Source organism: Variovorax sp. PMC12 (assembly GCF_003019815.1).
GTDB lineage: Bacteria > Pseudomonadota > Gammaproteobacteria > Burkholderiales > Burkholderiaceae_C > Variovorax.
Genome location: NZ_CP027773.1, coordinates 5,105,233 through 5,124,110 on the forward strand (window position 1 = coordinate 5,105,233; position 18,878 = coordinate 5,124,110).

The window sequence follows — 18,878 nt, forward strand, 5'->3', positions numbered from 1 at the left end:
GGCCCCGGTGCAAGCCGGGGCCGTTTTTTTATGGGTGGGGCACGGGCCGCGTCAGCCGAGCAGCGCCTGCGCGAACTCGCGCGCGTCGAAGGTCTCCAGGTCTTCCAGCTTCTCGCCTACGCCGATGAAGTACACCGGGATCGGCCTATCGCGCGCAATGGCGCACAGCACGCCGCCCTTGGCCGTGCCGTCGAGCTTGGTGACGATCAGGCCCGTGAGGCCCAGCGTCTCGTCGAATGCCTTGACCTGCGCAAGCGCGTTCTGGCCGGTGTTGCCGTCGATGACCAGCAGCACCTCGTGCGGCGCCGTGGCGTCGGCCTTGGTGACGACGCGCTTGATCTTCTTGAGCTCGTCCATCAGGTGCAGCTGCGTCGGCAGGCGGCCGGCCGTGTCGACCAGCACCACGTCCTTGCCGCGCGCCTTGCCGGCATTCACCGCGTCGAAGCTCACGGCGGAGGGGTCGCCGCCCTCGTTGCTCACGATCTCGACCGTGTTGCGGTCGGCCCAGACCAGCAATTGCTCGCGTGCGGCAGCCCGGAAGGTGTCGGCCGCGGCCAGCAGCACCGAGGCGCCTTCGGTGGCCAGGTGCTTGGTGAGCTTGCCGATGGACGTGGTCTTGCCCGCGCCGTTGACGCCGGCCACCATGATGACGGTGGGCGTGAACTGGCCGATGACCAGCGGCTTCTCCAGCGGCTTGAGCAGGTCGGCGATCGCCTCGGCCAGCAGGACCTTGACCTGGGCCGCGTCGGTGGCCATCTGGCGCTTGACGCGGCCGCGCAGGTCTTCGAGCAGGTACTCGGTCGCCTTGACGCCGGTGTCGGCCATCAGCAGGGCGGACTCGAGCTCTTCATAGAGTGCGTCGTCGATCTGGGCGTTGACGAAGACGGCCTGGATGCCGGTGCCGGTCTTGCGCAGGCCGGTCTTGAGCTTGTCGAGCCAGCTCTTGCGCTCGGGGACCGCCGGCGCCGAGGCGACCGGGGAGGGAGCCGGGACGGGGGCAGGCGCCGGAGCTGGCGCGGGAGCGAAGACGGGCGCCAGTGCCGCAGGCGGAGCGGCCACCACCGGGGCTGGCGCCGGCGCCGCGACGACCGGCGCAGGGGCGGCCGGTGCCGGTGCAGGTGCTGGTGCCGGAGCGGGCGTTGGAGCAGGGGCCGGCGCAGGCGCAGGCACGGCAGGCGCTTCCTCCGCCGCAGGCTTCGAGCCGAACCAGCTCGAAGGCGAGAACACCGAGCGCGTGGGCGCGGGCTCCGGGGCGGGCGCTGGCGCGGCGGCCGGAGGGGGCGCCGGCGCGACCGGGGCATCGGCAGGCGGTTTTTTCTTGAAGAAACTGAACATCAGGAGCTTTTTACAATCCGACCCATTCTATGAAACACCTCCCGCCACGCCGTGCTGCGTCTGGTGCGGTGCTGGCGATGGCGCTCGTGGCGCCGTGGGCCATGCCTGCGCAGGCCCAGTCCACTCCGGCCCCCGCCGCTTCGTCCGCCGCCGCCGCGGCTGCGCCGGGACCCCAGCAATTCACCCTTGCCAACGGCATGACGCTGATCGTCCAGCCCGACCGGCGCTCGCCCACGGCGGTGCAGATGGTCTGGGTGCGCGTCGGCTCCCTCGACGAAGTCGACGGCACCTCCGGCGTCGCACATGCGCTCGAACACATGATGTTCAAGGGCACCAGGGACATCAAGCCCGGCGAGTTCTCGCGCCGCGTGGCGGCCCTCGGCGGCCAGGAAAACGCCTTCACCACCCGCGACTACACCGGCTACTACCAGCAGATCCCGGTCGGCAGCCTCGAGCAGGTGATGAAGCTCGAATCCGACCGCTTCGCCAACAACCAGTGGCCCGACGACGAGTTCAAGCGCGAGATCGAAGTAGTCAAGGAAGAGCGCCGCCTGCGCACCGAAGACCAGCCGCGCGCCCTGCTCGGCGAGCAGCAGAACGCCGCCGTCTTCATCGCGTCGCCCTACCACCGCCCCGTGGTCGGCTGGATGAGCGACCTCGACGCCATGACCCCGGCAGACGTGCGCGACTTCCACCAGCGCTGGTACGTGCCCGCCAACGCCGTGCTGGTGGTGGCCGGCGACGTCGACGTGGCCCAGGTCCGCGCGATGGCCGAGAAGTACTACGGCCGCATCCCCTCGCGCGCGGTGCCCGTGCGCAAGCCGCGCGTGGAGCCGGTGCAGCGCGGCATCCGCCGCCTCGAATTCAAGGCGCCCGCCGAGCAGGCCTATGTGTCGCTGGCCTACCGCGTGCCGCAGATCGCGAACATCGACGACGTGAACAGCGACTCCTGGGCGCTGGTGGTGCTGTCCGCCGTGCTCGACGGCTATGCCGGCGCGCGGCTCGACCGCGCGCTCACGCAGGGCCCCGACCGCGTCGCCGATTCGGCCGGCGCCTATGCGGGCTTCATCGGCCGCGGGCCGCAGCTCTTCGTGCTCGAAGGCGTGCCGGCCGCCGGCAAGAGCGCCGAGGCGGTCGAGGCCGCCTTGCGCGCGCAGGTGGCGCGCATCGCCAAGGAAGGCGTGGGCGAAGCGGAACTGGCCCGGGTCAAGACGCAATGGGTGGCGAGCGAAACCTACAAGCGCGACTCGGTGATGGCGCAGGCGCGCGAACTCGGCAGCAATTGGATCCAGGGGCTGCCGCTGGACGCCAGCGAACGCATCGTCGCGCGGCTGCAAGCCGTCACGGCCGCGCAGGTGCAGGCCGTGGCCGCGAAGTACTTCGGCGACGACCAGCTCACGGTCGCCACGCTGCGGCCCCTGCCGCCCGAGGCCAAGCGCGGCCGCGGTTTCGCTGCGCCCGCGGGCGAGCTGCGCTGAAAGGTCCCGATTCCATGACGAAGACTCTCAAGAAAACCGCATGCGCCCTGCTGTTCGCAGGCGTGGCGGCCCTCACGGGCATGACCGGCGCGCATGCCGCGCTGCCCATCCAGCACTGGACGCTCGCCAACGGCGCCAAGATCTATCTGGTGTCGACCAACGCGCTGCCGATCGTCGACATGCAGCTCGACTTCGATGCCGGCAGCCGACGCGACCCGGCACCGCAGGCCGGCCTGGCCAGCACCACGGCCGCGATGGTCGAGAAGGGCGTGCGCGCAGGCAAGGGCGGCGAGCCCGCGCTCGACCAGAATGCCCTCGGCGAAGCCTGGGCCGACCTGGGCGCCAGCTTCGACGTGAGCGCCGGCACCGACCGCACCAGCTATTCGCTGCGCACGCTGTCCGACCCGGCGCTGCTGAACAAGGCCGTCGCGCTGGCTTCGCGCGAGATCGGCGAGCCGGCCTTCCCCGACGACGTGTGGCAGCGCGAGCGCGAGCGCATCAACGCCGCCATCAAGGAGGCCAACACCAAGCCCGCGACCGTTGCGGGCCGCGCCTTCGCGCAGACGGTGTACGGCACGCATCCCTACGGCCAGGAAGTGACCGAGGAAACGCTGGCGCGCATCGACACCGCCGCCATGCGCCAGCGCTACGAGCAGCTGATGGTGCCGTGCCGCGCCAAGCTCAGCATCGTCGGCGCCGTCACGCGCGCCGAGGCCGAGACGCTCGCCAACACGCTGCTGTCGCGCCTGCCCGGGCCGGAGGCCTGCACGCCGCTGCCGGCCATCGCGCCCGTGGCCGCGCTGACCGCGCCGAAGGAAGAGCGCATTCCGTTCGACTCGGCGCAGGCCCATGTCTTCATCGGCCAGCCCGGCTATCCGCGCAAGGACCCGGACCACTTCGCGCTCACGCTGGGCAACTACGTGCTCGGCGGCGGCGGCTTCGTGTCGCGGCTGACCGACCAGGTACGCGAGAAGCGCGGGCTCACCTACAGCATCTACAGCGGCTTCGCGCCGGGGCTCGAGGCGGGCGCGTTCCGCATCGGCTTCCAGACCCGGCCCGACCAGGCCGAGGAAGCGGTGAAGGTGTCGCGCGAGGTGCTCGCGAAGTTCGTGGCCGAAGGCCCGACCGCCAGCGAGCTGAAGGCCGCCAAGGACAACGTGATCGGCGGCTTCCCGCTGCTGCTCGACAGCAATCGCAAGCTGATCGGCAACGTGGCCAACATCGCCTGGCACGACCTGCCGCTGGACTACCTCGACACCTGGACCGCGCGCATGAACGCGGTCACGGCGGCAGACATCAAGGCCGCGTTCCAGCGCAAGCTGCAGCCGGAGCGCATGGTGACGGTGGTGGTGGGCGGGAAGCCCGCACAGGCCTCCGCCAAGGCGCAGCCGCAGTAAAGCGACTAGGCCAGGGCGTGCGGCCCCTGGCTGGCGGCCGCGCGAACGGCGGCGCCGAGTTTTTCCAGCAGGCGCGGCGCCGCGCGCGCCTGCTGCCAGTAGAGCGGCACCGGCAGCGTCGACCCGGGCACCAGCTCCACCAGCCTGCCTTCGCGGAAGGCGCCGGCCACCATGCTGGCCGGATGCATGCCCCAGCCCATGCCGGCGCACGCAGCCTCGACGAAAGCGGTGGGCGAGGGCACCCAGTGCCGCGGCGTCTCGACATTGCGGTGGCAGATGCGCCGCACCCAGCGCGCCTGCAGCCGGTCCTTGCGGTCGAACACCAGGCTCGGCGCGTTCGCCAGCGTGCGCGCACCCACGCCCTTGGCGAAATGGTCGCGTACGAATGCCGGGCTCGCGGCCGCCACGTAGTGCACCGTGCCCAGCGCCTCGCTGTTGCAGCCCGCCACCGGCTTTGCCAGCGCCGTGACGGCCGCCAGCACCGCGCCGCTGCGCAGCCGCTCGGCCGTGTGGTCCTGGTCGTCCACCGTGAGGTCGAGCAGCACCGTCCGTGCCTGCGCGGTGAAGGCTGCCGCCGCCGCGATGAACCAGGTCGCCAGGCTGTCGGCGTTGACGGCCACGCGCACCGTCAGCCGCTCGTCGGCGGCCTCGCCACTGCCCATGCCCAGCACGGGCATGGCGTCGCGCAGTTCGTGCTCCAGCATGCCCACGCGCTCGACATGCCGGCACAGCTGCAGCCCCGCCTCGGTCGCCACGCAGGGCTGGCCGCGCACGAGCAAGGCGCCGCCGGTGCGCTCTTCGAGCTGCTTGATGCGTTGCGACACCGCCGACGGCGTGACGTGGAGCGCGCGGGCCGCGCGTTCGAAGCTGCCCTCGCGCACGACGGCTGCAAGGGCGTTCAGGGCGGCATAGTCGAGCATGGTGAAGATGAAGTAAAACTGAATCGGCGTTAGAAAGTTTAGTTTGAATTAACCGCGCGCAGGCCGCAAGCTCGGACCATGCAAGCCGTACAAGCCACCCCCGCCTTCGCCAACGGGCTCCTCATGAGCCTGGTCCTCATCGTCGCCATCGGCGCGCAGAACGCCTACGTGCTGCGCCAGGGCTTGCGCCGAGAGCACGTGGGCGCGGTGGTGCTGTTCTGCGCGGCCAGCGACGCTGTGCTGATCGGCGCCGGGGTGGCCGGCATGGCGCAGGCGCTGAAGGGCCGCCCGATGCTGGCGACCGTGCTGGCGGCATTCGGCGCCGTCTTTCTCTGCGGCTACGGGCTGAAGGCGCTTTGGCGTTCGCGCCGGCCCGCCGCGCTGCAGGCCAGCGCGCAGGGCGTGTCGCTGTCGCGCGCGGCCGTGGTCGCGCAGGCTGCGGGCTTCACGCTGCTCAATCCGCATGTCTACCTCGACACCGTGCTGCTCGTGGGCAGTGCCGGCGCACAGTACGCGGGGCCGCTGAAGGTCTGGTTCGTGGCGGGCGCGGCCACGGCCAGCGCGCTGTGGTTCACCTCGCTGGGCTTCGGTGCACGCCTGCTCGCGCCGGTGTTCGCCCGGCCGCGCGCCTGGCAGATGCTCGACGGGCTCATCGGCGGCACCATGCTCCTGCTGGCCGCCATGCTGGCCCATCGCGCCTTCAGCGGGCTCTGAAGTCGGCTCTGAGGTGGGCTCCGGGCCGAGGGGCGCCGGGCGTTAAGCTCGCCGCATGCCCCAGAAGAAAGCCGCCCCAGCCGCCCGTCCCGCCGCAACCAGGCGCCCATCGAAGCCCAGCGAGGTGCGCATCATCGGCGGCGAATGGAAGCGCACCCGCCTCGCCGTGGCCGACAAGCCCGGCCTGCGCCCCACGCCCGACCGCGTGCGCGAAACCCTCTTCAACTGGCTCGCGAGCCTGGCCGGGGCCGGCGGCGGCGAACTGCCGGGCTGGCACTGCGTCGATGCCTTCGCCGGCACCGGCGCGCTGGGCCTGGAAGCCGCCTCGCGTGGCGCCGCCAACGTGCTGCTGTGCGAGCAGGACGCCGCGCTGGTCGCGCAGCTGCAGGCCGCCAAGGCCAAGCTGTCGGCCGAGGCCGTGCGCATCGAGCGCGGCAACGGCGTGACCGCGCTGGAGCGCACCCCCGCCGGCAGCCTCGACGCCGTGTTCCTCGATCCGCCGTTCGACAGCACCGCGCTCTACGAGCCCGCCCTGCGCGCGGCCGCGCGCGCGCTGCGTGCCGGGGGCTCGGTGTACCTCGAGGCGCCGCGCCGCTGGAGCGACGAAGAGCTCGCCGCCTTCGGCCTCGCCGGCTTCCGTTACCTGAAGGCCGGCGCCGTGCATGCCCATCTGCTTCGGCCCGCTCCGGAGGGGACTGCATAATCCGCCGAACAAGCCGCATCGGCAGCATGAGGAAGAAGCAACCATGGCCAGCAACGTGATCGCGGTTTACCCCGGCACTTTCGACCCCATCACCCTCGGTCACGAGGACGTGGTGCGGCGCGCAACCCAGCTCTTCTCCAAGGTGATCGTCGCCGTCGCGGCGGGCCACCACAAGAAGGCGCTCTTCACGCTGTCCGAGCGCATGGACATGGCCCGCGAGGCGGTGAAGCCCTACAGCGACCAGGTCACGGTCGAGAGCTTCTCCGGCCTGCTGCGCGACTTCGTCGTCGCGCGCGGCGGCAAGGCCATGGTGCGCGGCCTGCGCGCCGTGACCGACTTCGACTACGAGTTCCAGCTCGCGGGCATGAACCGTTCGCTGATGCCCGACGTCGAGACCGTGTTCCTGACCCCCAGCGACAAGTACCAGTTCATCTCCAGCACCTTCGTGCGCGAGATCGCCATGCTCGGCGGCGAGGTCCACAAGTTCGTCTCTCCCAACGTGGAGCAGCAGCTCGCCGCCAAGGTTCGCAGCCTCGGCCGTGAATAAGCCTCGATGAGCGGCACCCCGCCGCCCCGGCTGCATCTCCTGGGCGATGCAGCGCTCTTGTGCGAGCTGCCGGCGCCCGCCACGCTGGCGCAGCAGCAGCGCATCTGGGCGCTCGCCGAGCGTGCGCGCCAATGGCCGGGCGTCGGCGAGACGCTGCCGGGCATGAACAACCTCACGCTCACCTTCGACCCGACCGCGATCGACCTCGACACCCTCACGGCCCACGTGCTGGAGGCCTGGCCGAAGCTGCCGTCCGGCGGCGCCCTGGGCCGGCTGGTCGAGATCCCGGTGGCCTACGGCGGAGAGCACGGGCCCGACCTGGCCGACGTCGCGGCGCACACCGGCTTCACACCGGCCGAGGTGGTGCGGCGCCACAGCGCGGGCGAATACGTCGTGTACCTGCTCGGCTTCCTGCCGGGCTTCGCCTTCATGGGCGGCCTGCCACCCGAACTCGCCACGCCGCGCCGCGCGGAGCCGCGCACCGCGGTTCCCGCGCGCTCGGTCGGCATCGGCGGCGAGCAGACCGGCATCTACCCGCTGGCCTCGCCCGGCGGCTGGCAACTGATCGGGCGCACCCCGCTCGAGCTGTTCGACCCCAAGGCCGCACCGCCCACGCTGCTGCGCCCCGGCGACCGCGTGCGCTTCGTCGCGGAAAGCGTGCAGGCATGATCGTCGTCCACAAACCCGGCGTGCTCGCGTCGGTGCAAGACCTGGGGCGGCACGGCCATCGCCAGCTCGGCATCTGCCCCGGCGGCGCGCTCGACGTGCTTTCGCTCACGCTGGCCAACCGGCTCGTGGGCAACGCCGACGGCGCCGCGGGCCTCGAACTCACCATGGGCGGCTGCGAGCTTCGCTTCGAAGCCGCCACGCGCATCGCGCTGACCGGCGACGACTTCACGGCCAGGCTCGACGGCGTACCGCTGCGCGCCTGCTGGAGCGTGCCGGTGGCGGCCGGCCAGGTCCTGAAGCTCTCCGGCGCGAACTCGCCTGGCGCGGCGAAAGCCGGGCTGCGCAGCTGGCTCGCGGTGGCGGGCGGCATCGACGTGCCGCAGATCCTGGGCTCGCGCAGCACCGACCTGAAGGCCGGCTTCGGCGGCCACCAGGGGCGCCCGCTGCGCAAGGGCGACCGCTTGCCGCTGGGCACGCCCAGGCTCGACGCCGCTCAGCTCACCCGCCGCCCCTTCGGCGTGCGCGGGCCGGACTGGGGCCCCACGGAAGCCGACGGCGCCATCGCCCTGCGCGTGCTGCCCGGCCCCGAGTTCGAGCAGTTCACCCTGGCCGCGCGCGAACTGCTGTGGGGGGAGCAGTGGCGCATCACGCCGCAGAGCAACCGCATGGGCAGCCGGCTCGCGGGCGCCGAGCTCAAGCGCAAGCGCGGCGGCGACATGCTGTCGTCGGGCGTCATCCCCGGCACGGTGCAGGTGCCGCCGTCGGGCCAGCCGATCATCCTGATGGGCGATGCGCAGACCACCGGCGGCTACCCGCGCATCGGCGTGGTGATCCGCGCCGACCTGTGGAAGCTGGCGCAGGCGCCGCTGAACGGCATGCTGCGGCTGGTGCAGGTCGACCAGCCGCAGGCGCTGGCCGCATGGGCGCAGCAGCAGCGCTATCTTGCGCAGGTGGCACAGGGGTTGGCCGCTACAGGCTGGCCGGGCAGGGCATAGACTTTCCGCAAAGGAAACGCCCCATGCACATCGACCTCAACGCAGACCTCGGCGAAGGCGCCGGCAGCGACGAAGAACTGCTCGCGCTCGTGAGCTCCGCCAACATCGCCTGCGGCTGGCACGCCGGCGACGCCAAGACCATGCAGCAGTGCGTGCGCTGGGCCATGCGCCACGGCGTGGCCATCGGCGCGCACCCCAGCTTCCCGGACCGCGAGAACTTCGGCCGCAGCACCATGCACCTGCCGCCCGACGAGATCGTGGCCAACGTGCTCTACCAGGTCGGCGCGCTGGCGGCCATCGTGAAGGCGGAGGGCGGCAAGCTGTCGCACGTGAAGGCCCACGGCCAGCTCTACAACCAGGCCGCGAAGGAACCCGAGCTCGCCGACGCACTGTGCGAGGCGGTGCGCCGCTTCGACCCCACGCTCAGGTTCTTCGGCCTCGCGGGCAGCCGCATGATCGACGCCGCCCGCCGTGCCGGCCTGGAGCCTGTCGAAGAGGTGTTCGCCGATCGTGGCTACATGCCCGACGGCAGCCTCGTGCCGCGCAGCCAGCCCGGCGCGCTCATCGACAGCGAAGAGCGCGCGATCGCGCAGACGCTGTCGATGGCGCGGGACCGCCGCGTGACGGCCATCGACGGCAGCGTCGTGGCCGTCAACGCACAGACCGTGTGCCTGCATGGGGACGGCGCCCATGCGCTGGCTTTCGCGCGCCGCATCCGCGAGCGGCTGCAGGCCGAAGGTATCGCGGTGCGGTCGTCGGCCTGACCCCAGGGCGCGCTCGGAAGCGCTCCCACCCGCCTTCGGCGATCGCCACGAGAGCGGCCGCGAGGCTCAGCCGAAGTGCTTCGCGAGCCAGCCGTTCAATGCGGCGTTGACGAGCTCCGGCTTCTCCATCGTCAGCATGTGGCCGCAGGCGGGCACCCACACCACCTCGGCCTGCGGCAGCAGCGCGGCCATCTCGCGGGTGCACTCGGGCGGCGCGAGCTTGTCGTCGTCGCCGCACATCAGCAGCACCGGCGCACGCACCGAGCCCAGGTGCAGCCGCGCGTCGGGCCGCCGCATCACGGCGCGGTTCTGGCTGATGAGCTGCTGCGCGCCCGCGCCCAGCACGATGTCGAGGTAGCGCCGCACCAGCACTTCATCGGCCGCCTGCGCGGGGTGGAAGGCGAAGTAGACGTTCGGCTCGATCACGTCGCGCAGCTCGCCGCGCTCGAAGTACTCGATGGCGCCTTCGCGCAGCGTGAACATCTCGGGCGTCTCTGGCCGCGCGCTGGTGCCCAGAAGGGCGAGCCCGGCGATGCGCTCGGGCGCCTGGCGGGCCGCTTCCATCGCGACCATGCCGCCCATCGACGCGCCGCACAGCACCAGCGGCCCGTCGTTGTCGCGCAGCACCGCGGCGGCCATGCCCTCGATGGTGCCGTTGTGCCGCTGGGCGTCGCTCACGCGGGTGTCGAAGACGGAGGGAAGGGCGGGGATCTGGGCTTCCCAGATGCGCTCGTCGCAGGCGAGGCCGGGCAGCAGGACTAGATTTGGCATGCATGGATTCTGCGCGATCGCGGCCACCGGCGTAACGTCATAGGCTTCATGGCCAGCAGCCACGGCAGCCTCCGGTCGACATACTTTGCGGCACATGTCGAAGGACTCCGAAAAATGAATCTGGTCGAACGCGTGCAGTCCATCCTGCTCAAGCCCAAGGCGACCTGGCCGGTGATCGATGCCGAGCCGGCCGACCCCGCGTCGCTCTACAGGAACTACGTGATGATCCTCGCGCTGATACCGGCGGTGGCGAGCTTCATCGGCCTTTCGCTCATCGGCGTCGGCGCCTTCGGCATCAGCTTCCGCGTGCCGATCGTCTCGGGGCTCGCGCACATGGTCGTGGGCTACGTGCTGTCGCTGGTGATGGTGTTCGTGCTCGCGCTCATCATCGACGCGATGGCGCCGACCTTCGAGGGCACGCGGAGCCAGATCGGCGCGCTCAAGCTGTCGGCCTATGCCAGCACCGCGGCCTTCGTGGGCGGGGTCTTCAGCCTGCTGCCTTCGCTGTCGATCATCGGCGCGCTCGCGGCGCTCTACGGCATCTACCTGCTCTACACCGGCCTGCCGGTGCTCATGCGCTGCCCGCCCGACAAGGCGGTGCCGTACACGGCCGTGGTGGTGGTTTGCGCCATCGTCGGCGGCTGCATCATCGGCTGGGTGCTGGCGCTGCTCACGCCGTCGCCCATGCGACTGGGCGCGGCCTCGCCCGCCGCTGCGGTGGCGGCCTTGCAACAGCTGGTTGCGGCAAACGCCTGAGCCGTCACGCCCAGCGTGGAAAATGGGCGCAATGCCCACGCCCAAACCCGACTCCACCACCGACCTGATCCTCATCCGCCACGGCGAGACCGCCTGGAACCGCGAACTGCGCTTCCAGGGCCATGCCGACGTCCCGCTCAACGACATCGGCCATGAGCAGGCCCGCCGCCTCGGCCTGCGGCTGGCCAGCGAAACCGCGGTGCAGCACATCCTGAGCAGCGACCTGATGCGCGCGCAGCAGACCGCGGCACCGGGCGCGCAGCAGCTGTCGCTGCCGGTGGTCACTTCGGCGGCCTTGCGCGAGCAGTTCTTCGGCGTGGCCGAGGGCATGCGTTCCGACGAGATCCAGAGCCAGCATCCGCGTGCCTGGGAGGAGTGGCTGGAGTTCCGCGAGGACCACGCCATGCCCGAGGGCGAGACGCCGCGCGAGTTCCACACGCGCATCATCGCGGCGCTGGGCAACATCGCCGCCGCGCACAAGGGCCGCTACCTGATCGTCGTCACCCACGGTGGCGTGCTCGACATGGTGTGGCGCACCGCGCGCGGGCTCAGCCTGAGCGGGCCGCGCCGCAGCGAGATTCCCAACGCGGGCTTCAACCGCATCCGCATCGCCGACCCCGCAAGGCCCGAAGAGATTGAGATCGTCGACTGGGCCGACACGCGGCATCTGGCCGACCTGCCGCCGCAGCCGACCTACGACCAGACGCGGCACCTTAAGAACAAAGGCTGAGCGTCCCGCCGCCCGCTCAGCTCCGCAAGAGCTGGCCCAGCCCGAGCCGCTCGTAGACAGCGGCCGTCTGCCGGCGCAGGCGCAGGGACTGCGGCTGTCCGTTGAGCTGTTGCTGCAGGATGCCCTGCGCCCCCGTCAGCGAAGCCTCCGTGCCGGTGCGCACCAGCGCGGCAAGGTAGAGCTGCTCGAACAGGTCGCGCTGCGCGTGGCTGCCGCCGATCTCGATCATGCGCGGCAGCGCCGTGCCCAGCCCTTCGATGGCGCCCGCGAGATCGCCGCGCGCATGCGCCACCAGCCCGTGCGCGGCCGGCACGCACACGCGCTGCCAGGCGGCGCGCGTCGAGAGCGGCGCGTTGGGCGCGAAGGCCGCGATGTTGCGCAGCAGCGCATCGGCCTCGGGCCTGCCGGCACGCGCAAGGCCGTAGAGGTACTGCAGGTCGAGAAAAGGCAGCACATGGTCGGCCTGCCGCTGCAGCAGGTAGCCCGCCACGTCGTTCCATCGCGTGCCGACATCGATGCCGGCAAGCTCCAGCCGGGCCAGCAGCGACACGGCGCCGATCTGGTCCTGCGAGTAGTCCTTGACCACGCCCCAGGCGTGTTCGTCGTACACCGCAAGCGCCTCGGCGTCGTGGCCCAGGTCGATCAGGAACAGCGCCACGTGCCACCAGTTGTGCGTGACCATGAACGAGTTGAGCCCGGTCCATGTGTCGCTCACGCTCTTCATGAAGGCCAGCCCCTCGGCGAGCCGGCCTTCGGTGAGCATCACGTGCGCCAGCGCGTGGTGCGCCCACGGCTCCTTGCGGCACATGCCGATGGCCTGGCGCGCACTGGCTTCGGCCTCGCGCATCAGATGGCACTGCTCGTAGCCGAAGGCGGCCATGCCGTGCACATAGGGCACGTCCGCCGCATGCGGCAGCACGGCCAGCGCCAGCCGCAGCATGCCGGGGCAGTCGCCGGTGTTGAAGCAGTGGTACTGGCCGAGCTTGACCGACACCAGGTCGCGCGGATGCTCGCGCGCCTGCTCCGCATGAAGCGCGATGGCGCGGGCGATGTCGCCCTGTGCCCAGGCCTCGATGGCCGCGATGTAGCGCCGCTCGCGCGGCGTGGCGCGCGCGGCGCCGGCCAGCGCCTTGTCGAGGAAGGGCCGCGCGTTGGCCACAGCCTCGCGCGATTCCGCGAACAGGTGCAGCGTGGCGCAGTAGGCCTGCACGATGGGGCTCGCGTCGGCGTCGGCTGCCGCCAGCAGGTTGACGGCGCGGGCCTCGGTCGAGATGAAGCCCATGACGAAGTCGTCGACCAGCGGCAGGCTGGCCGCGTCGTCGAGGGTGAGCGGGTTGCCGAGGCTGTCGGCGAGGGATTTTCCGGAGGGCATGGCGGCATGGTGCCATGCCGCCGGGGATGCTTCAACGACTCAGACGCCGGCCTGCTGGTGCCGGTACTCCTGCGTCTGCCCGCCATAGCCGTAGGCCGCGGCGCGCGCGTCGATCACGTGGATGTACGACACCTCGTGCAGGTCGGGCCGGATCTTCGCCATGGCCGCATGCACCTCGCGCAGGTAGCGCGCCTTCTCGGCCTTGGTGTTGGTCTCGTCGGTGACGCTGATGTCCAGGTGAAAGGCCGACTTGCCCAGCGAAGCCAGCGACTGGCCGCCGATGAACCAGGCCTCGGCGGCGATGTACTGCACCGTGATGGCGGTGACCGGCAACTGCTTTCCGAGCACGCTCTGCGTCAGTTCGGCGACCGTGTCGACGGTCTTGCGGGTGAGGGCGGCGTCGGGTTCGCCGGAGAGGTGGACGACGATGTGGGGCATTGCTGGCTCCTTGGTGAATGGTGGATCGATGGGTTGATTGTGGGCGCCCTCTCATCATCGGAAAAGCGGGAAGATATGATGTGTTCAATCGGATAAACGGATGGATTGACCATGCAAGGCTTCGACCTCGAGCAGCTACGCACCTTCGCCGCGGTGATCGACGCGGGCAGTCTCACCGCGGCCGCGCCGCGCGTGTTTCTCTCCCAGTCGTCGGTCAGCGAGCAGATTCGCAAGCTGGAGGAGCGGGCAGGGCAATCGCTGCTCACGCGCAGCAAGGCCGGCGTGTCGCCCACGGAGGCAGGCACCCGGCTGCTGGCCCACGCGCGGCGCATCCTGGCGCTGAGCGACGAGGCGTTCCGCGACCTGCATGGCGAAGTGCTGCAGGGCGAACTTCGACTGGCCGTCACCGACTACTTCCGGCCCACCGACCTCACGCGGCTGCTGGGGCGGCTCGGCGAAAGCTACCCGCGCGTGCGGCTGCACGTGAGCATCCTGAAGAGCGACGACCTGCGTGCGGCCTATGCACGAGGAGATTTCGACGTGGGCCTCGGGATGAACATCGCCGGCGTGTCCGCTGTGCAGCCGCGCGCGCCGGTGCTGCGGCGCGAGTCGCTGGCGTGGCTCGGCGCCTCGGGCATGCGGCTCGTGCGCGGCGAGCCGGTGCGGCTACTGGTGCTGCCCGACACCTGCTCGCTGCACCAGTTCACCGTCGCGCTGCTGCGTCGGCGGCGCGTGGCTTACTCGCTTGCGCACGTGGCTTCGGGCGTGGCCGGGCTGCAGTCGGCGCTGGCCGCGGGGCTGGGCGTGGCCTGCCTCAACGAATCCGCGATCAGCGAGGGCGTGGCGCGTCTGCCGACGCCGCACGGGCTGCCGGCACTGCCGAAGGTGGCGTTCCAGTTCCTGCCGGCGCGGCGGGGAGAGACGGCGTTCGTCAGCAAGGCCCGCGAACTGCTGGCCTCCCACCTCGTGTGAGACGCTATCGTTCACGCCAAGGAGCAGCCGCAGCCATGACCACTACCGACCTTTCCAGTGTCTACCGCAGCTACATCGCCTGCCTCAATGCAAAGGACTGGCCGAGCCTGGGCCGCTTCGTTCACGACGAGGTGAAGCACAACGGCCGGCTGCTCGGACTGTCGGGCTACCGCGAAATGCTGGAGCAGGACTACGCAGCGATTCCGGACCTCTTCTTTCGCATAGAGCTGCTCGTTGCCGAGCCGCCCCGCGTGGCCAGCCGGCTGCAGTTCGACTGCGCGCCGAAGGGCAGTTTTCTCGGCTTGCCGGTGAACGGAAGAACCGTCTCGTTTGCCGAGAACGTGTTCTACGAATTCAAGGACGCGAAGATCGTGGAGGTGCGGTCGATCCTCGACAAGGGCGCCATCGAGAGGCAGCTCCAGAAGGGCGGCAGCGCGGCGGTCTGAGGCCGGCCCCACACCGGGCTTGCACCGGGCTCAGCGGCACTCTTCGGCCACGGCGCGAAACACGTCGATCGTTTCCGCCTCGTCCTGCTGCGAGCCGTAGTCGCTGAGTTTCACCACGACGGTGTAGCGTGCGGGGTTGACGTAGACGTATTGGCCGTAGACGCCGATCGCGCTGTAGTCGCCATTCTTTTCGTGGCCGGGCGGGTGCCACCACAGCGCCGCGTACATCCAGCCGGGCTCCGCCTCGGCCACGGGCGTGGTGATGCGGGCCATCCATGCGGGAGAGACCAATGTGCGCCCGCCGACCTTGCCGCCCGCGAGCGCGAGCAGGCCGAGCTTGGCGAAATCGCGCGGCGTGGCGTTCAGGTTGCCGAAGCCGCGCTCGATGCCGCCTGCGTGATCGAGGTTCCAGCTCGCCTCGTCCTGCGCGCCTAGGGGGCCCCACAGCCGGCGCTCTAGCACCTTCGCCAGCGGCTCGCCTTCTATCCGCGCCACCATCATCGACAGGTACTGCGCGTCGATGCTGCGGTACGCCGACCGGCTTCCAGGCGCGAAGGCGAGCGTGCGGTGCTTCATCACATAGGCGCGAAGGTCGGTGGTGATCTGCATGCCGGCGACACCGGTGAATGGCTTGTATTCGGCGTAGTCCTCGGTCACGTCGATGCCGCTCTTCATGTCGAGCAGGTCGCGTACGGTGATCTCATCGAACTTGCCGCCGGCGGCGAACTCGGGCAGCACCGCCACCAGCTTCGTGTCTTCGGACAGCTTGCCCTCGGCGATCAACTGCCCGACGAGAAGGCTCAAGACGGACTTGGCGATGGACCATGAAGACTCGCGCGCCGTCTTCTTGCCGGGCTCGCTGTACCACTCGTTCACCAGGGTTCCGCGGCACATGACCAGGAATGCATTGGTCCGGGTCTCCCGCAGCACGCTCAAGATGTCGGCCTTGTTGCCTTTCCAGGGGACTGTCGCGGCAAGGGGCCGCAGCTGCTCGGGAATCGGCCTTGGCTTTGTCGACGCGGCGATCATGCGGGTGTCGTACAGCGCCTCTACCTCCGATCTTGGCGTGAACAGAAAGCGGACGAGGAACACCGGGTTCTTCATGTCGATCGCGGCTGTGAACACGAAGCCGGCGGCGATCACGAGCAGGACGGCTGCTGCGGCGACGAGCCCGGGCTTGCGGCGCCGAGGCCTGGATGCCGCAGTCGACATGCCCATGCGAGTGTCCCTACGCCGAGTTCACTCGCGCCTGGATCATCTTCCAGCCGTTGCCCGCGGGGTCGCGAAAGCCCGCGTCCACGCTGCCGTAGCGTTCCATGGGCTCCTGCGTGAACTCCACACCCAGCTTGCGCATCCGCTCGCAGGCCGCGCGGCAGTCGGCCACGTTCAGCACCAGCGGCGGCATCGCGCCCTTGGCCACCATGGCGCGCAACGTCTGGGCGGTCGCCTCGTCGTGTACCGGCGGCCCGGGAGTGAACAGGCCCAGCTCGAACGACGGCTGCTCCGGATGCTTCACCGTGAGCCAGCGATAGGCGCCGTTGCGCACGTCCGCGTGGACGCGGAATCCGAGCTTCTCCACATAGAACGCCAGCGCTTCGTCCTGGTCGTCCACATACAAACCCACCACACCGATACCTTGGCTCATCGCGTCTCCTTGGTTGAAAGCCGTTTTGTACCGGCTGCCGTGCGGCGGCGCTTCTCCGAAACTGCTTCGGTCAGATCGGGCCGCTGCGCGGCCTTGAGCACACAGGCCGGCATGTGCTCGAGCTGCCGCGCCGCGGCCTGCAGGCGGGGGCGAAGCGTGCCGGGGCTTTCTCCCGCGACGTCGCGGAAGGTGCGGCCGAAGGTGCCCAGGCTTTCCCAGCCGGTGGCGAAGGCGATCTCGGTGATCGACAGGTCGGTGTCGCGCAGCATCGCCGTCGCCCGCTCGATGCGGCGCGTCAGCAGGTAGCGGTGCGGCGGCATGCCGAAGGCCAGCTTGAACGAACGCGCGAAATGGGCTTCGGAAACACCGCTCACCGCGGCCAGCCGCAGCACCGGCCAGGCTTCGTGCGAAGCGGCGTCCATGCGGTCTTTCGCGCGCAGCAGGCGGCGCAGCAGCTGTGGGTCCTGCATGGGGGCGCCCTCAGCCGGTGCGGGGGGCGGGGCGCTGGAGTCTTTGCGGGAGGGCATGGCAAGAGCGCCAAGGATGGGTGGCGTACGGCGAGCTTATCCGGCTTCGCCTTTCGCCGAACCATACTGCCCGCCGCCGGAGTTCAGCCCGCCGGCTGCGGGCGATACACGGTCTCGCCGTAGCCTCGCGGCAGCGCGCCCGGCCTGTCCGGCAGGACGGCCAGCGACGCAGCCACCGCGAGCGCCTGGTCGCGGCGGCGCGCATCCTCGGGCTCATGCGACCTTTCCGCCTTCTCGACGCTCGACAGCAACAGGCGCACGTCCGAGACACGCTTGCGCTCGAGCGGAGTCGTGGTGTCGGACGCCAGCTTGCCCATGAGGTAGCGCTGGACGCGGATCGATTCGCTCGCGGACTGCTCGACCGTCGCGCCGATGCGCTTGCCATCCTCGTAGGTGATGTCGGCGGACGCTCTGGCCTGGTCGTCGATCCGCACGTATTCGTAGAACTGCGATTCCTTCGAAGCCGTGAGCAGGAGCGACACCTCCGGCGTCAACGGCCGGTGGAAGCTTGCGCTCAGTTGGGCCTGCTGGTCCTGGTGGATGTTGCGATTGCGCGGGTCCTTGCCCGTCACGCTGGTGCTCTGCGAGAGCTTGTACGAGAAGGTGTCGACTTCCTCCGGCCGCATCGGATTCGATGAAACCGGGGGCTGCACCATCGACGCATTGAAGTCGGCCAGGCCGCTGAGCAGGCTGTGGTCGCCCGCGTTCAGCGCGATCACGCCCGGCGCCTCGCGGCCCGCGACGGGTGGCGTCACGCCGTAGTCGCTGTTCATCTGCGAGAACGCGTCCTTGAACATCGACACGAGCGCCTTGTCGCCCCGGCCCCGGCTGCCGGCGGCATCGACCTGTTGCAGGTAGCGCGCCATGGCCTGCGCCTGCTGGGTGGCGTCTCCGAGGATGGCCGGATTCGAGAGGTCGACGTCGACCTTCACCGCGCCCGACGGACCGGAGGCGTTCACCGACCGCGACTTCGCGTCGGCATGGAACTCGAGGGTGTTGATGGCGCCCTTGCCATCGGCCTTGATGCCGGCCTTGAAGTCGATCGACGACAGAACCGCCGGGTCGAACTTCATGAGGCCGCCGAGCGCCATGCGCGGCGGAAAGGCGCTCAGGCCGTCGATGGCTTCCTGGAAGGCATCCGAGAGCTGCACCAGCGCCTTGCGCTCGGCCTCGGTGAGTTCGCCGCCGGAGACCTTGATCTGCACCGCCATGCCGTCGTCCTGGCTGCCGAGGCCCAGCTCGACGGTGGCACCGCTGGCCGTGCGGATCGACAGCTTGATCTGGTTGTCGGCGTCGGTGTGCAGCGCCGAGGCGCTCGTGCCTTGCGCCGCCAGCGTCAGCGACTGGGAGAAGTCGCCGGCGTCCGCGCCGAAGCGCTTGAGCATCGCGGCGCCCAATCCGTTGAACCGCGTGCCGCTCGGGCCATGGACGAGGTTGCCCGCCATCAGCGAGGAGATCGCGTCGTCGGGCTGCCGCTCCCAGGCGGGTGCGGCGACCGTTCGGCCCGATATTGCATAGGTCCGCGCATCGGCCGGCGTGGCCGACTGCCCGAGGCTCACGGAAACGGCGGGCGTGGCCGTTGCCGCGGTGTCGACGGGGACCGGCTGGCTGTTGGTGCGCCATGCGGTGGTGGCGCCTGACGTGACCAGGGGGCTGACAGCGGTCGGGGTGACGATCAATCCAGGCTCCTGTCGAAAAA

Annotated in this window: 21 protein-coding genes; 12 read left to right on the forward strand and 9 right to left on the reverse strand. The window is 70.3% G+C overall.

The genetic code is table 11. The features are described 5' to 3' along the window. Positions 1-51: 51 nt before the first annotated feature. On the reverse strand, positions 52-1,335 hold the full coding sequence (gene ftsY, locus C4F17_RS23845) for a signal recognition particle-docking protein FtsY (protein ID WP_106936897.1): 1,284 nt from the start codon (positions 1,333-1,335) through the stop codon (positions 52-54). A gap of 29 nt (positions 1,336-1,364) precedes the next feature. Here ftsY and C4F17_RS23850 point away from each other — a divergent pair, with 29 nt between their 5' ends. Beyond that, positions 1,365-2,813 (forward strand): M16 family metallopeptidase, encoded by a 1,449-nt coding sequence (locus tag C4F17_RS23850; protein ID WP_106936898.1) that lies wholly within the window; start codon positions 1,365-1,367, stop codon positions 2,811-2,813. Positions 2,814-2,827: 14 nt separating this feature from the next. After that, positions 2,828-4,210 carry a M16 family metallopeptidase gene (locus C4F17_RS23855; protein WP_106936899.1) on the forward strand — a complete coding sequence of 461 codons (1,383 nt, stop codon included), beginning with the start codon at positions 2,828-2,830 and terminating at the stop codon, positions 4,208-4,210. 5 nt (positions 4,211-4,215) lie between these two features. Here C4F17_RS23855 and C4F17_RS23860 read toward each other — a convergent pair whose 3' ends face one another. Then, positions 4,216-5,130 (reverse strand): LysR family transcriptional regulator ArgP, encoded by a 915-nt coding sequence (locus C4F17_RS23860; protein WP_106936900.1) that lies wholly within the window; start codon positions 5,128-5,130, stop codon positions 4,216-4,218. Between the two features lie 78 nt (positions 5,131-5,208). Here C4F17_RS23860 and C4F17_RS23865 point away from each other — a divergent pair, with 78 nt between their 5' ends. The 6 genes from C4F17_RS23865 to pxpA are packed head-to-tail and all read left to right on the forward strand — an operon-like array spanning position 5,209 to position 9,522. Then, entirely contained in the window at positions 5,209-5,844 is a 636-nt protein-coding gene (locus C4F17_RS23865) for a LysE/ArgO family amino acid transporter (protein WP_106936901.1), read from the forward strand. A 55-nt stretch (positions 5,845-5,899) separates the two neighbouring features. Further along, positions 5,900-6,547, forward strand: a complete 648-nt coding sequence (locus C4F17_RS23870; protein ID WP_081269909.1) for an RsmD family RNA methyltransferase — start codon at positions 5,900-5,902, stop codon at positions 6,545-6,547. A gap of 43 nt (positions 6,548-6,590) precedes the next feature. Further along, the gene (gene coaD / locus C4F17_RS23875) at positions 6,591-7,094 is read left to right on the forward strand and encodes a pantetheine-phosphate adenylyltransferase (protein ID WP_081269908.1); all 504 of its coding nucleotides are present in this window, start codon (positions 6,591-6,593) and stop codon (positions 7,092-7,094) included. Between the two features lie 6 nt (positions 7,095-7,100). Then, positions 7,101-7,763, forward strand: coding sequence for a 5-oxoprolinase subunit PxpB (gene pxpB, locus C4F17_RS23880; protein WP_081269907.1), 663 nt, complete (start codon positions 7,101-7,103; stop codon positions 7,761-7,763). Next, positions 7,760-8,758, forward strand: coding sequence for a biotin-dependent carboxyltransferase family protein (locus tag C4F17_RS23885; protein WP_106936902.1), 999 nt, complete (start codon positions 7,760-7,762; stop codon positions 8,756-8,758). The genes pxpB and C4F17_RS23885 overlap by 4 nt, the downstream gene beginning before the upstream one ends. Positions 8,759-8,781: 23 nt before the next feature. Next, entirely contained in the window at positions 8,782-9,522 is a 741-nt protein-coding gene (pxpA, locus tag C4F17_RS23890) for a 5-oxoprolinase subunit PxpA (RefSeq protein ID WP_106936903.1), read from the forward strand. A 66-nt stretch (positions 9,523-9,588) separates the two neighbouring features. On the opposite strand, the gene C4F17_RS23895 is transcribed toward pxpA, so the two are convergent. Then, complete coding sequence (locus C4F17_RS23895; protein ID WP_199851885.1) at positions 9,589-10,293, reverse strand: alpha/beta fold hydrolase; 705 nt, start codon at positions 10,291-10,293, stop codon at positions 9,589-9,591. Between the two features lie 114 nt (positions 10,294-10,407). On the opposite strand from C4F17_RS23895, the gene C4F17_RS23900 reads away from it, so the two are divergent. Together C4F17_RS23900 and C4F17_RS23905 are read left to right on the forward strand one after the other, a co-directional pair. Then, a complete protein-coding gene (locus tag C4F17_RS23900) occupies positions 10,408-11,049 on the forward strand; it encodes a Yip1 family protein (protein ID WP_106936904.1) in 642 nt (213 codons plus the stop codon). Positions 11,050-11,080: 31 nt separating this feature from the next. Next, a complete protein-coding gene (locus tag C4F17_RS23905; RefSeq protein ID WP_106936905.1) occupies positions 11,081-11,779 on the forward strand; it encodes a histidine phosphatase family protein in 699 nt (232 codons plus the stop codon). 16 nt (positions 11,780-11,795) lie between these two features. On the opposite strand, the gene C4F17_RS23910 is transcribed toward C4F17_RS23905, so the two are convergent. Together C4F17_RS23910 and C4F17_RS23915 are read right to left on the reverse strand one after the other, a co-directional pair. After that, a complete protein-coding gene (locus C4F17_RS23910) occupies positions 11,796-13,151 on the reverse strand; it encodes a tetratricopeptide repeat protein (RefSeq protein WP_106936906.1) in 1,356 nt (451 codons plus the stop codon). A 39-nt stretch (positions 13,152-13,190) separates the two neighbouring features. Then, entirely contained in the window at positions 13,191-13,589 is a 399-nt protein-coding gene (locus C4F17_RS23915) for a tautomerase family protein (protein ID WP_106936907.1), read from the reverse strand. 111 nt (positions 13,590-13,700) lie between these two features. Between C4F17_RS23915 and C4F17_RS23920 the strand changes: the two genes are divergently transcribed. Beyond that, positions 13,701-14,561, forward strand: coding sequence for a LysR family transcriptional regulator (locus C4F17_RS23920; RefSeq protein WP_106937683.1), 861 nt, complete (start codon positions 13,701-13,703; stop codon positions 14,559-14,561). A 35-nt stretch (positions 14,562-14,596) separates the two neighbouring features. Continuing rightward, positions 14,597-15,007: an ester cyclase gene (locus tag C4F17_RS23925; protein WP_081269899.1), complete on the forward strand. Its 411-nt coding sequence runs from the start codon at positions 14,597-14,599 to the stop codon at positions 15,005-15,007. Between the two features lie 30 nt (positions 15,008-15,037). Here C4F17_RS23925 and C4F17_RS23930 read toward each other — a convergent pair whose 3' ends face one another. The 4 genes from C4F17_RS23930 to C4F17_RS23945 form a co-directional block, all read right to left on the reverse strand. After that, complete coding sequence (locus tag C4F17_RS23930) at positions 15,038-16,225, reverse strand: serine hydrolase domain-containing protein (protein WP_199851886.1); 1,188 nt, start codon at positions 16,223-16,225, stop codon at positions 15,038-15,040. 10 nt (positions 16,226-16,235) lie between these two features. Continuing rightward, positions 16,236-16,652, reverse strand: coding sequence for a VOC family protein (locus tag C4F17_RS23935; RefSeq protein WP_106936908.1), 417 nt, complete (start codon positions 16,650-16,652; stop codon positions 16,236-16,238). Continuing rightward, complete coding sequence (locus tag C4F17_RS23940; protein WP_106936909.1) at positions 16,649-17,179, reverse strand: helix-turn-helix domain-containing protein; 531 nt, start codon at positions 17,177-17,179, stop codon at positions 16,649-16,651. The genes C4F17_RS23935 and C4F17_RS23940 overlap by 4 nt, the downstream gene beginning before the upstream one ends. An 83-nt stretch (positions 17,180-17,262) precedes the next feature. Next, positions 17,263-18,858: a hypothetical protein gene (locus C4F17_RS23945; protein ID WP_106936910.1), complete on the reverse strand. Its 1,596-nt coding sequence runs from the start codon at positions 18,856-18,858 to the stop codon at positions 17,263-17,265. Between the last annotated feature and the right edge of the window lie 20 nt (positions 18,859-18,878).